At 60.4% G+C, this 13,420-nt stretch carries 10 protein-coding genes; 9 read left to right on the top strand and 1 reads right to left on the bottom strand.

Annotation, left to right across the window (positions count from 1 at the left end):
- Window positions 1-4 precede the first annotated feature (4 nt).
- The 7 genes from ispG to KUV52_RS01825 all read left to right on the top strand — a co-directional run bounded on the left by ispG (window position 5) and on the right by KUV52_RS01825 (window position 8,729).
- On the top strand, window positions 5-1,120 hold the full coding sequence (gene ispG / locus KUV52_RS01855; RefSeq protein ID WP_222524235.1) for a flavodoxin-dependent (E)-4-hydroxy-3-methylbut-2-enyl-diphosphate synthase: 1,116 nt from the start codon (window positions 5-7) through the stop codon (window positions 1,118-1,120).
- Window positions 1,121-1,216: 96 nt separating this feature from the next.
- Window positions 1,217-2,494, top strand: coding sequence for a histidine--tRNA ligase (hisS, locus tag KUV52_RS01850; RefSeq protein WP_222524234.1), 1,278 nt, complete (start codon window positions 1,217-1,219; stop codon window positions 2,492-2,494).
- A gap of 10 nt (window positions 2,495-2,504) precedes the next feature.
- Window positions 2,505-3,119: a YfgM family protein gene (locus tag KUV52_RS01845; protein WP_222524233.1), complete on the top strand. Its 615-nt coding sequence runs from the start codon at window positions 2,505-2,507 to the stop codon at window positions 3,117-3,119.
- Between the two features lie 12 nt (window positions 3,120-3,131).
- Window positions 3,132-4,322, top strand: coding sequence for an outer membrane protein assembly factor BamB (bamB, locus tag KUV52_RS01840; protein WP_222524232.1), 1,191 nt, complete (start codon window positions 3,132-3,134; stop codon window positions 4,320-4,322).
- 70 nt (window positions 4,323-4,392) lie between these two features.
- Window positions 4,393-5,877, top strand: coding sequence for a ribosome biogenesis GTPase Der (der, locus tag KUV52_RS01835; RefSeq protein WP_222524231.1), 1,485 nt, complete (start codon window positions 4,393-4,395; stop codon window positions 5,875-5,877).
- Window positions 5,878-6,070: 193 nt separating this feature from the next.
- Window positions 6,071-7,240: a sensor domain-containing diguanylate cyclase gene (locus tag KUV52_RS01830; RefSeq protein WP_261389854.1), complete on the top strand. Its 1,170-nt coding sequence runs from the start codon at window positions 6,071-6,073 to the stop codon at window positions 7,238-7,240.
- 103 nt (window positions 7,241-7,343) lie between these two features.
- Window positions 7,344-8,729, top strand: coding sequence for an FAD-binding oxidoreductase (locus KUV52_RS01825; protein ID WP_222524229.1), 1,386 nt, complete (start codon window positions 7,344-7,346; stop codon window positions 8,727-8,729).
- 63 nt (window positions 8,730-8,792) lie between these two features.
- Here KUV52_RS01825 and xseA read toward each other — a convergent pair whose 3' ends face one another.
- Window positions 8,793-10,127 carry an exodeoxyribonuclease VII large subunit gene (gene xseA, locus KUV52_RS01820; protein WP_222524228.1) on the bottom strand — a complete coding sequence of 445 codons (1,335 nt, stop codon included), beginning with the start codon at window positions 10,125-10,127 and terminating at the stop codon, window positions 8,793-8,795.
- Window positions 10,128-10,263: 136 nt separating this feature from the next.
- On the opposite strand from xseA, the gene guaB reads away from it, so the two are divergent.
- Both guaB and guaA read left to right on the top strand, forming a co-directional pair.
- Complete coding sequence (gene guaB, locus KUV52_RS01815; RefSeq protein ID WP_222524227.1) at window positions 10,264-11,727, top strand: IMP dehydrogenase; 1,464 nt, start codon at window positions 10,264-10,266, stop codon at window positions 11,725-11,727.
- A gap of 69 nt (window positions 11,728-11,796) precedes the next feature.
- Window positions 11,797-13,371 carry a glutamine-hydrolyzing GMP synthase gene (guaA, locus tag KUV52_RS01810; protein ID WP_222524226.1) on the top strand — a complete coding sequence of 525 codons (1,575 nt, stop codon included), beginning with the start codon at window positions 11,797-11,799 and terminating at the stop codon, window positions 13,369-13,371.
- The last annotated feature ends 49 nt before the right edge of the window (window positions 13,372-13,420 follow it).

Genomic DNA, 13,420 nt, shown 5'->3' with positions numbered 1-13,420 from the left:
CGATATGCAACACGAAAGCCCCATTATTCGTCGCAAGTCCACCCAGATTTGGGTGGGCAATGTGCCGGTTGGCGGTGATGCCCCCATCTCCGTCCAATCGATGACCAACACCCGCACCACGGATGTGGATGCCACTGTTGCCCAGATCAACGCGATCCAGAAGGCGGGCGCCGACATCGTACGGGTGTCTGTGCCGACCATGGACGCTGCCGAAGCGTTCAAGCTGATCAAGCAGCAGGTGGACATTCCGCTGGTGGCCGACATCCACTTTGATTACCGCATCGCCCTGAAAGTGGCGGAGTACGGTGTGGACTGTCTGCGCATCAATCCGGGTAACATCGGCCGCGAGGATCGCATCCGCGCTGTGGTCGACTGTGCCCGCGACAAGAACATCCCGATCCGCATCGGTGTGAACGCCGGCTCTCTGGAGCGTGATATCCAGGAGAAATACGGCGAGCCGACTCCGGCCGCATTGGTGGAATCCGCCATGCGTCATGTGGACATCCTCGATCGCCTCAACTTCGACCAGTTCAAGGTCAGCGTGAAAGCCTCTGATGTGTTCCTGGCGGTAGAGTCCTATCGTCAGCTGGCCAAAGAGATTGTTCAGCCGCTGCACCTGGGCATCACCGAAGCGGGCGGCGCCCGTGCTGGAGCGGTGAAGTCCGCCATCGGTCTGGGGATGCTGCTGTCCGAAGGGATCGGTGACACCCTGCGTATCTCTCTGGCCGCCGATCCGGTGGAAGAGGTGAAGGTGGGCTTCGATATTCTTAAGAGCCTGCGCATTCGGGCTCGCGGCATCAACTTTATCGCCTGCCCCTCCTGCTCTCGTCAGGAGTTCGATGTGATTGGTACCGTGAACGCGCTTGAGCAGCGTCTGGAAGACATCACCACTCCGCTGGACGTGTCCATCATCGGTTGCGTGGTCAACGGCCCCGGTGAGGCGCTGGTCTCCGACCTCGGCCTGGCGGGCTCCAACCGCAAGAGTGGCTACTACGTTGGCGGTGAGCGCCAGAAAGAGCGTCTGGATAACGACAACCTGGTTGAGCTGCTGGAAGCGAAGATCCGGGCCCGGGTTGCCGAAAAGACCCAGCGCATCGACGTCAAAGAAGAAGACGTCTGATCCCACTCCCGCTGCCCGCCCCTTTTCCAATGGGCGGGCGCTTTCTATAATGGCGGGTTCTTGCGAATTCAACCTCCAAATCATTACGGGTAAATCGTGGCAAAACAGATCCAAGCGATCCGCGGCATGAACGACTGCCTGCCGGCGGACAGCCAGAAGTGGCAACAGGTGGAGCGCTCCCTGCGTGAGCTGGTAGCCAGCTTTGGTTATCAGGAGATCCGCACTCCCATCGTTGAGATGACCGGCCTGTTCAAGCGCGCCATCGGCGAAGTGACCGACATCGTCGAAAAAGAGATGTACACCTTTGAGGATCGCAACGGCGATTCCCTGACCCTGCGTCCGGAAGGCACCGCGTCCACCGTCCGTGCCGGTAACGAGCATGGTCTGCTGTACAACCAGGAACAGCGCCTGTGGTACATGGGCCCGATGTTCCGCCACGAGCGCCCGCAAAAAGGCCGCTACCGTCAGTTTCACCAGTTCGGTGTGGAAGTGTATGGTCTGGCGACTGCTGACATTGATGCCGAAGTGCTGATGCTCTCTGCAGCACTGTGGGAGCGTCTGGGCGTGAGCGATCACGTTCGCCTGGAGCTCAACACCCTGGGCAACGCCGATGAGCGTGCGGCTTACCGTGATGCGCTGGTGGTGTTCCTGGAGCAGCACAAAGAGAAGCTGGACGAAGACAGCCAGCGTCGCCTCTACACCAATCCGCTGCGCGTGCTCGACTCCAAAGATGAGCAGGTTCAGGCGCTGCTGACCGGTGCGCCGGTGCTGATGGATTACCTGGGCGAGGAGTCCAAGCAACATTTCCACACTCTGTGTGAACTCCTGAACGCCGCAGGCATCGAATTTACCGTTAACACCCGACTGGTTCGCGGCCTGGATTACTACAACCGCACCGTATTTGAGTGGGTGACCGACAGCCTGGGCTCTCAGGGCACCGTATTGGCCGGTGGCCGTTACGACAACCTGGTGGGTCAGCTGGGCGGTAAAGACACCCCGGCGGTGGGCTTTGCCATGGGTATGGAGCGTTTGGTACTGCTGCTGGATACCCTGGGCAAATTTGATGCCCTGCCGCGCAGTGTGGACGTCTACCTCTGTGCCATGGGTGACGGAGCGCAAGCTGCGGCCCTGCAACTGGCTCAGGAGTTGCGCCAGACAGTTTCTGGCCTTAAGGTGATGACCCATTGTGGTGGCGGAAACTTCAAGAAACAGATGAAGCGCGCCGACAAGAGTGGAGCCGAGCTGGCTCTGATCTTGGGTGAGGATGAACTGAAACAGGGACTGGTGACCGTGAAGCCTCTGCGCGGAGGCGAACAGCGTCAACTGTCCCGGGACGCACTGGCCATGGAACTGAAGGCTCTGGTGCAGAATTAAGGGGAACCCCGTGGATATTTACAGCACTGAAGAACAACAAGTAGAAGCGATCAAGCGATTCTGGAAAGAGTACGGCACCTCCATCATCGGTGGTGCAGTGCTGGGTCTGGGGGGACTGTTTGGTTGGAACACCTATCAGGATTACCAACAGGGTCAGCGCGAAGCGGCCTCTGCTGCCTACAGTCAGGTGGTGGAGCAAGCCGGACAATCCCGCGATCTCCTCGATACCGCGGTTGCCCAGTTTAAAGCGGAACACGGTGATTCCGGTTACTCCGCATTGAGCCAGCTTCTGCTTGCCCGCGCTGCGGTTGAAGCGGGTGATCTGGCCAAAGCCGAAACCCTGCTGACCGATGTGCTGCCGTCCCTGGACAGCGCAACTGCCCCGCTGGCGACCCTGCGTCTGGCCCGCGTGCAGATGGCTCAGGACAAGCTGGATGCCGCCCAGGCCACTCTGGAGAAGATCACCAACAGCGCGTTTGCCGCTCAGCGTGATGAGCTCAAGGGTGACATCCTGGTTGCCAAAGGCGAACTGGAAGCGGCCCGCGCGGCGTACCAGTCTGCGATGGACGCCGGTGGCGCGCAGACCAGCCCTGCTCTGCAGATGAAACTGGACGATCTGGCCTAAGGAGTCGTGCCGATGTTGCTGGCAAGAAAAGGATGGCTGGCAGGCCTGATCGGTGGGGCTTTGATGCTGGGAGGCTGTGCCTCCAGTGACGACGAAGCCGAAGTGATTGCGCCGCTGCCGGAGATTGCGAATCCGATCGAGACCTCTGTGCAGTGGACCGCCCGGGTAGGTAAAGGCATTGAGGACTTCTGGTCCTCGCTCTCCCCCGTTGTGGCGTATGACAAGGTGTTCGTTTCCGAGCGTTTTGGCCTGGTCAGCGCGTTTGACCAAGCCACCGGCGAAAAGGTGTGGGAATCCAACCTGCGTCGGGAGTTTGCTCAGGGTGCGCTCCAGAAAAACAAAGGCGCCCGCCTCTCTGGTGGGTTGAGCGTTGGCTTTAACAAGGTCTTTGTTGGCAGCGAAAACGCGGTACTGTTTGCCCTCGACGCCGAAAACGGCGAGGTGGTGTGGCAGGCGAATACCCGTGGTGAAGTGCTGTCTGACCCGGAAGTGGTTGGCACCAACGTCATCGTTAACACCGGTGCCGGCAAGGTACAGGCGTTTGATGTCGACAGTGGCGAATTCAAGTGGCAGATGGATCTGACCATGCCGTCACTGGTGCTGCGTGGCTCTTCCGGTATTGGCCAGGCTCAGGGCGCGGCTCTGGTGGGCACCCCGGATGGTAAGATCACTGCAATCATTGCCGACAACGGTGCCCCGGTGTGGGAAGCCCGACTGGGTGAAGCTACCGGCGCCAACGAACTGGAACGCGTCGTGGATGTAGATGCTGCGCCTGTTGTGCTGGGCGATACCGTTTACGGCGTGGCTTACAACGGCAACCTGGCGGCGATTGAACTGCGCAGCGGTCGCATTCTGTGGGCCCGTCAGTACTCCAGCTACTCCCCGCTGGCGATTCGCGGCTTCGACATCTACCTGACTGATGCTCGTGGCTCCGTGTTTGCCATCGACCGTCGTAACGGTCTGGAGAAGTGGGCAAACAGCGAATTGACCGGCCGCATGGTCACCGCGCCTCAGGTGCTGGGTGACTATCTGGTGGTTGGCGACTTCGAGGGTTACCTCCATATCCTCAGTCGCGAAACCGGCGCATTGCTGGGCCGAGTCCAGGTGGACAGCAGCGGCTTGTATACGCAAGCGGTGCGGGATGGAGATACACTCTACATCCAGACACGGGCGGGACGCATAGCTGCGGTGACAATTCCCTGATCTGGCTGTACACTATGCCGCCCCCGATATCCCGGGGGCGTTTTTATTTTATTCGAGAGGTTTGCACGCGATGATCCCTGTGGTGGCCCTGGTTGGACGTCCCAATGTGGGCAAGTCGACCCTGTTTAACCGGTTAACCGGCACCCGCGATGCCCTGGTGGCTGACTTTCCCGGCCTGACCCGGGATCGCAAGTATGGCCAGGCCAATCTGGCGGGCCATGACTTTATCGTGGTCGACACCGGTGGCATCGACGGCACCGAGGAAGGGATTGAGACCAAGATGGCCGAGCAGTCCCTGCGCGCCATTGAGGAAGCGGATGTGGTGCTGTTCCTGGTGGACGCCCGCGCAGGCCTGACTGCCGCTGACGAAGCGATCTCCAAGCACCTGCGCAGCCGTGAAAAGCGCACGCTGCTGGTGGCGAACAAGACCGACGGCATCGACGCCGATGCGGCGGTTGGCGAGTTCTACGCCCTGGGTTACAGCGAGATCCATCAGATTGCCGCCGCTCAGAACCGCGGTGTGTCCTCCCTGATCCACTACGCACTGGCCCCGATGGCGGAAGCCCTCAAAGAGGAAGCCGGTGAGCTGGATGAACTGGATGAGGACGCCTGGGACGTTGAAGACCCGGAACTGATGACCGAAGAGGAAGCGGAATCTCAGGCGGAACGCCTGCGCGCGCTGCCCATCAAGCTGGCGATCATCGGCAAACCCAACGTGGGCAAATCCACCCTGACCAACCGCGTCCTCGGCGAGGAGCGGGTTGTGGTGTACGACATGCCCGGCACCACCCGTGATTCCATCTACATCCCGATGGAGCGCGATGGCCGTGAATACGTGCTGATCGACACCGCCGGTGTGCGTCGTCGTAAGTCCGTGTATGAAGCGGTGGAGAAGTTCTCCGTCATCAAGACCCTGCAGGCGATTGAAGACGCCAACGTGGTGCTGCTGGTGGTGGACGCTCGTGAAGGCCTGTCCGATCAGGACCTCTCCCTGCTGGGCTTCGCCCTCAATGCTGGCCGTGCGCTGGTAGTGGCGGTGAACAAGTGGGACGGTCTGGATATGGGCGTGAAGGATGAGATCAAGCGCGAGCTGGATCGTCGTCTGGGCTTTATCGACTTTGCCAAGCTGCACTTTATCTCTGCACTGCACGGCACCGGTGTGGGCCACCTGTTCGAATCCGTACAGGAAGCCTACGACAGCGCCACCCGTCGTACCTCCACCTCCATGCTGACCAAGATCATGCATATGGCGCAGGACGACCACCAGCCGCCGATGGTGCGTGGCCGCCGCGTGAAGCTGAAGTACGCCCACGCCGGCGGATACAACCCGCCGATCATCGTGGTGCACGGCAACCAGGTGAAGGACCTGCCGGACTCCTACAAGCGCTACCTGATGAACTACTACCGCCGCTCGCTCAAGATCGTCGGTACCCCGATCAAGGTGCTGTTCCAGGAGGGTGAGAACCCCTTCGACGGCAAGCGTAAAAAGCTGACCGCCAGTGAGCAGCGCCAGCGCAAACGCGTGCTGGGTCACCTGAAAAACCGCCGTAAGTAACGGTGTTGCAAACAAAGAGGAGCCCCAGGGCTCCTTTTTTCTGTCCCCGATTCCAATTTTGGATCCCGGTCTCCCCTTTTTTCGAAAATTGTGTGCGGCCTGTTAACGGTGGTGACTGTTCAGGTAAAAGTCGAAGATAGTTTCCGCCTTTGTAGAGAAAAATCCCTACAATATCGACAGGTTAGTGAAGAAGATGTCCGGCACCGGCATGAAGGATCTGCAGTTTTCCACCCTGGAGTGGCTCAATTTGATGCCGGAAGCGGCCGTGGTACACGACGGCGTTGGCATTCTCGCCATGAACGCGCTGGCAGAGCCCCTGCTGATGGAGAACGGGGTGTTGGACCAACTGCGTAAGGTTCAGGCCGAAGGACGCACCAGCTACCGCTCTGCGCACGGTATGCTGCATCTCAACCTGGCCAGTTCTCGCCTCCCTGCTCACGACGCCTGGCTGACGCTGATGAGCCCTCTGTGTGAACAGGGTCATCTCTATCAGCAGTTGGTGGACCGCAACCCCTGCGCCTTTATGGTGCACCGCCGCTTTAAGCCCCTGTTTGCCAATCCCGCCTTTGCCCGTCTGTTTGACTTTAAGTCGGTGGAAGAGGTGCTGGAGCTGCCAAGCCTGCGCCGCATCATCGGCGAGGATCATTGGCCGGAAGCCCAGCGCAACTACGAGCGATTGCTGGATAAGGGCACGCTGGGCAAAACCCAGGTGGTGGAGCACTTCACCTTAAATGGTCGCTCCCTGCATGCTCACCTGGTGGACTTTGTGTTGATTTGGGATGATGAGCCCGCCGTGTGCACCATCGTCAGCAACGTCTCCAACGAAGTGCGCCAGATTGAGAAGCTGAAAGCGCTGGCGTTGACCGATCCGCTGACGGGCCTATCCAACCGCCGTCACTTCTTTGAATACTCCGAGCCCTATCTGGCCCGTGCGGTGGAGCAGGGCAATGGGCTGGCGCTGATCCTGATGGACATTGACCACTTTAAAGGGATCAACGACCGCTTCGGCCACCCCTTTGGTGACCGGGTGCTGACCAAGTTCGGCCAACGTCTGGTGGGGCTGGTGGAGGATGAAGCGCTGGTGGCTCGAATTGGCGGCGAAGAGTTTGCCCTGCTGATGCCGCTGCGTCCCAACCAGTGCGTTGATGAGCTGGCGAAATGCCTGTGCCGGGCGATTGGCTGGCAGGAAGCGTACGACAACGAGATGATCTCGGTGGAAGTGTCCGTGGGTGCGACTGCCTGGCGTGGCCCCCAGGACCGGCTGACCGATATGTACCTGAGGGCGGATAAGGCGCTGTATCAGGCCAAGGTGGACGGGCGCAACCGCAGCTGCTCCACCGAACAGCCTATGGCACTGAATTAAACAGGGCGGATCTCAGGGCCTTCATTGGCCAACGTCCGCCGCTATCTCGACTAAGCTTTTCCCCTTGGAACCGGTTCTTCTTTCGCGCGGAGAGAGGTGTACCATGCATTCGAACCAGGGGCTCGACCTGACCACCCTCAGTGACCACTTCAGTGGTCCGCTTATCACTCCCGACCATCCTGAATATGACACCGTGCGCCAGCTGTGGAACGCCATGGCGGACAAACGCCCGGCGCTGATCGCCCGCTGTCAGAACGAAGAGGATATCCAGGCCGCTCTGGCCTTTGCCCGAACCCATGATCTGGAGATCGCCCTGCGCGGTGCCGGGCATAACATCGCGGGCAACGCCAGTTGCAACGGCGGCATCCTGATTGATCTGTCCCTGATGACCAAGGTGACGGTGGACAGGGAAAACCGGATTGTTCATGCCGAACCCGGTGCCACCCTTGGCGACATCGATGCCGCCAGTCAGGCGCACGGTCTGGCGGTCCCGCTTGGGATCAACTCAACCACCGGCATTGCCGGGCTGACACTGGGAGGCGGCTTTGGCTGGCTGACCCGGCGTTTTGGCATGACGGTGGACGCCCTGACCGCGGCCCGGGTGGTGGGAGTGGACGGCGACCTGTGCACCGCCAGTGTCAATGAGAACAACGAACTGTTCTGGGCGCTGCGGGGTGGTGGAGGCAACTTTGGTGTGGTCAGTCGTTTCGATTTCAGCGCCTACCCGGTAGGCCCCGAGGTGTTTGCCGGTTTGGTGGTGTTCCCGTTTGAGCAGGCCAGCCAGGTACTCAATCGTTACCGCAGCTGGATATTGACCACACCCGAGACTTTCAACACCTGGGTGGTGATCCGCCATGCGCCGCCCTTGCCCTTCCTGGACCCCTCCGTCCACGGCACCAAAGTGGTGGTGATGGCCGTGTGCCACAGCGGCGATATTGCCGAGGGCGATGCTCTGGCGCAGACGCTGCAAAGCTTTGGCGAGCCGGTTGGCGCGCATCTGGGGCCGATGCCCTATGTCGACTGGCAGCAGGCGTTTGATCCCCTGCTGACGCCGGGAGCCCGCAACTACTGGAAGACCCACAACTTCACCGAGATGACCGAGGAGCTGGTGGAGGTGGCGCTGGATTATGGCGAAGGGTTGCCCGGGCCGGAGTGCGAAGTGTTCTTTGCGGTGATTGCTGGCGCGGCAAACCGCATCGCTCCGGACGCCACCGCCTGGGGGGCGCGAGACGCCCGCTTCGTGATGAATGTTCACGCCCGCTGGCAGGATGCCGCTGACGACGAGCGATGCATCGAATGGGCTCGGGCACTGTTCAGGGCCACCGCAAGTTACGCCTCGGCAGGGGCGTATGTGAACTTTATGACCGAAGAGGAGGGCGGTCGGGTCGAGGACGCGTATATGGGCAACTTTGCCCGGCTCAAAGCGGTCAAGCAGCAGTATGACCCGGATAACCTGCTGCACCTCAATCAGAACATCCGGCCGGACTAGACCAGACCGGATTACATCGAAAAGGGGCCGCTGTGGCCCCTTTTTTTATTCCCGTATGCAGCGTTACTCGGTGTCGGTAATCTGCAGCCCCAGACTGCCCTGATGCAGCCGGGCGGTAAGGCGTTGCCCCACCTCAACCTGTTCGGTGGACTTGATGGTCTGCCCCTGCTCATCCTGCAGGATGCTGTAGCCCCGGGACAACACCGCCAACGGGCTGACCGCTTCCAGCGCCGCCACCTGGCCAGCCAGGGTCAATTGGCTCTGGTGCAAGTGTTGCGACATGGCGCGATTCAGGCGGTGGTCCAGCCCGGTCAGCTGCTGGGCCAGCCCGGCCAGTCGTGGGGTGGGGTGGAACCGATTAAGCCGCGCTTCCAGCCGCTCCACCTTCTGTGCGCGTGCCCCCAACTGGCTGGCCATCGCCCGGTCCAGTCTTAGGCTCAGCTCATCCAGACGCTGGGCGTGCTGCTCCAGCTTGCGGCTGGGATGGTTGGCGTTCAGGCGGGTGGCCAGCAGGGCAAGACGCTGCCGTTGATGGCGCAGCTGCCCCACCATGGCCTGGGCCAGCCGCTGACGGTCCCGACCCAGCCGGTCCAGCCTCAGCCCCGCATCCTGACTCAGCAGCTCCGCTGCGGCAGAGGGCGTGGGGGCGCGCAGATCCGCCACGTAGTCGGCGATGGTGGTGTCCACCTCATGGCCGACGGCGCTGACGATGGGCAGCATCGAGTGGTAGATGGCCCGCGCCACCGCCTCCTCGTTAAAACACCAGAGATCCTCCAGACTGCCGCCGCCCCGGGTCAGCAGAATAGCGTCCACCTCGTTGCGGGCGTTGACGGTCTGAATCGCCTGACAGATCTGCGCCGTGGCCTCCGCGCCCTGAACCTGAGTGGGGTAGACGATCACCTCCAGCATCGGGTCGCGCCGCTTCAGTACCGACAGCACATCCTGAATCGCCGCGCCGCTGGGGCTGGTGATCACCCCCAGCCGCTTAATGGGGTGGGGCAGGGGCTGCTTCGCCTCCATGGCGAACAGGCCCTCGCTGGCCAGTTGCATCTTCAGCGCCTCGAAACGCTGCTGCAGCAGGCCATCTCCCGCCGGCTGCATCGACTCCACCACCAACTGCAGATCCCCGCGCGGCTCATACATGGTCAGGTTGGCGCGCACCAGCACCTGCATGCCGTGTTCCGGTCGGAATCCCACCCGGGCGGTGCGGCTTTTGAACATGGCGCAGCGCAGCTGACTGCGGTCATCTTTAAGGGTGAAGTACCAGTGACCGGAGGCGGGCATCGCCAGGTTGGAGATCTCTCCAGAGAGCCAAACCCGGCCCCATTGCTGCTCCAGCAGGGCTTTAATCTGACGGTTAAGGGCGGAGACGGTATAAACGGCGTTGGAGGAGGACAAAAGGCGTTTTCGCTGTGGTTCGTGAAGATGATCGACAATTGGTATCAACTTTCGTTTGTCGGGGCAAGGGCAAGTCGCTATAATGCGACCGCAATATTTTACCTCTCCAAATCATAAATTCGGTGGAATGTTGCATATGCTCCGCATCAAACAAGAAGCTCTGACGTTCGACGACGTCCTCCTGGTTCCCGCCCACTCTACAGTTCTGCCCAATACTGCCAATCTCGGCACTCAGCTGACCAAAACCATCAGCCTCAATCTGCCTCTGCTGTCCGCAGCAATGGATACCGTGACTGAAGCCCGTCTGGCGATCGCCATGGCTCAGGAAGGTGGCATCGGCTTTATTCACAAGAACATGAGCATCGAGCAGCAAGCTGCTGAAGTGCGCAAAGTGAAGAAGTACGAAGCCGGTATCGTGCAGGACCCGATCACCGTTACCCCCGACGTGAACATGCGTACCCTGCGTGAGATGGCGGAAGTAAACGGTTTTGCCGGTTACCCGGTGGTGGCCGAAAACAACGAACTGATCGGCATCATCACCGGTCGTGACGTTCGCTTCGTGACCGACCCGGACCTGACCGTAGCCGAAGTGATGACTCCGAAAGAGCGTCTGGTTACCGTTCGCGAAGGTGCCCCCCTCACCGACGCTCAGGCCCTGATGCACAAGCACCGCATTGAGAAGGTGCTGGTGGTGGACGACCAGTTCACCCTGAAGGGCATGATCACCGTAAAAGATTTCCAGAAAGCCGAGCGCAAACCCCACGCCTGTAAGGACGAACTGGGTCGTCTGCGCTGTGGTGCCGCTGTTGGCGCCGGTGCCGGTAACGAAGAGCGCGTTGCTGCCCTGGTGGAAGCGGGCGTTGACGTTATCCTTATCGACTCCTCCCACGGCCACTCCGAAGGCGTTCTGCAGCGCATCCGCGAAACCCGTCAGGCGTTCCCGGACGTTCAGATTGTCGGTGGCAACGTGGCCACTGCCGCAGGCGCTCTGGCTCTGATTGAAGCCGGTGTGGATGCAGTGAAAGTGGGCATCGGCCCGGGCTCCATCTGTACCACCCGCATCGTGACCGGCGTAGGTGTTCCGCAGATCACCGCCGTTGCCGAAGCCGCCGCCGTATGTAACCAGCACGGCATCCCGGTAATTGCCGATGGTGGTATCCGCTTCTCCGGCGACATCGCCAAAGCGATCGCCGCTGGCGCTTCCGTTGTGATGGCTGGCGGCCTGTTCGCCGGTACCGAAGAAGCCCCGGGTGAGATTGAGCTGTACCAGGGCCGTGCCTTCAAATCCTACCGTGGTATGGGCTCTCTGGGCGCCATGACCAAAGGTTCCTCCGACCGTTACTTCCAGTCCGACAACGCGGCGGACAAGATGGTGCCGGAAGGAATTGAAGGTCGCATCCCCTACAAAGGCAAACTCAAAGAGATCATCCACCAGCAGATGGGCGGCCTGCGCTCCTGTATGGGTCTGACCGGCTGCGCCACCATCGAAGAGCTGCGCACCAAAGCGGAGTTCGTTCGCATCTCCGGCGCCGGTATCAAAGAGAGTCACGTTCACGATGTGACGATCACCAAAGAAGCGCCCAACTATCGTCTGGGATAATCGCATTCAGAAAGTGGGCCGGGTTACCGGCCCACTTTTCAACATCATTAGAAAGAGAAAGAACATCTCATGAGCAACATCCATGACCACCGTATCCTGATCCTGGACTTCGGTTCTCAGTACACCCAGCTAATTGCCCGCCGCATCCGTGAAATCGGCGTGTACTGTGAGCTGTGGGGCTGGGACGTTACCGAAGAGCAGATCCGCAACTTCAACCCGACCGGCATCATCCTCTCCGGCGGCCCGGAATCCGTAACTGAGCCGGGCTCCCCCCGCGCCCCTCAGTACGTGTTCGACGCTGGCGTACCGGTACTGGGCGTGTGCTACGGCATGCAGACCATGGCCGAGCAGCTGGGTGGTAAAGTGGCTGGCTCCGACCTGCGTGAGTTTGGCTACGCCCAGGTGAAGGTGATCGAGCCCACCAAGATGTTTGAAAACATCGAAGACGCCCTTGCCGAAGACGGCAAAGCGCTGCTGGACGTTTGGATGAGCCACGGTGACAAAGTGGTTGCCATCCCGGAAGGCTTCAGCAAAGTGGCCGAAACCGAAACCTGCCCGTTTGCCGCCATGGCCGACGAAACCCGTAACTTCTACGGCGTTCAGTTCCACCCGGAAGTGACCCACTCCAAGCAGGGCAAGCGCATGCTGGAGCACTTCGTACTGAACATCTGTGGCTGTGAAGCTAAGTGGACCTCCGAAGCGATCATCGAAGACGCCATCGCCCGCATCAAAGAGAAAGTGGGTGGCGACAAGGTGATTCTGGGTCTGTCCGGCGGCGTAGACTCCTCCGTGGTAGCGATGCTGCTGCACCGCGCCATCGGCAGCCAGCTGACCTGTGTGTTCGTGGACAACGGCCTGCTGCGTCTGAACGAAGGCGATCAGGTGATGGAGATGTTTGGCGACCACTTCGGTCTCAACATCGTTCGCGTTGACGCTGAGCAGCGCTTCCTGTCCGCCCTGGAAGGCATCGAAGACCCGGAAGCCAAGCGTAAGATGATCGGCCACACCTTCATCGAAGTGTTCGATGAGGAAGCCGGCAAGATCCAGGACGTGAAATGGCTGGCCCAGGGCACCATCTACCCGGATGTGATCGAATCCGCTGGCGCGGCCACCGGCAAGGCACACGTGATCAAGTCCCACCACAACGTGGGCGGTCTGCCGGAAGATATGGAGCTGGGTCTGGTTGAGCCGCTGACCGAGCTGTTCAAAGACGAAGTGCGCAAGATCGGTCTGGAACTGGGTCTGCCCTACAACATGCTGTACCGCCACCCCTTCCCGGGTCCGGGTCTGGGCGTACGTGTACTGGGTGAAGTGAAGAAAGAGTACTGCGACCTGCTGCGCCGTGCCGACGCCATCTTCATCGAAGAGCTGCACAAGGCTGACCTGTACAACAAGGTTTCCCAGGCGTTCACCGTGTTCCTGCCGGTACGCTCCGTTGGCGTAATGGGCGATGGCCGTAAGTACGACTGGGTTGTCTCCCTGCGTGCCGTGGAAACCATCGACTTTATGACCGCCCACTGGGCCCACCTGCCTTACGACTTCCTGGGTCGCGTATCCAACCGCATCATCAACGAAGTCAACGGCATCTCCCGCGTGGTGTACGACATCTCCGGTAAGCCGCCGGCGACCATCGAGTGGGAATAATCCCCTCGCTGGCCTGAAGGCAACGAGATAACAGAAAGCCCCAAGCGAT

This window comes from Ferrimonas balearica (genome assembly GCF_019802055.1).
Taxonomy (GTDB): domain Bacteria; phylum Pseudomonadota; class Gammaproteobacteria; order Enterobacterales; family Shewanellaceae; genus Ferrimonas; species Ferrimonas balearica_A.
Note: the sequence above shows the minus strand (reverse complement) of the source record. Positions and strands in the feature narration are given on the sequence as shown.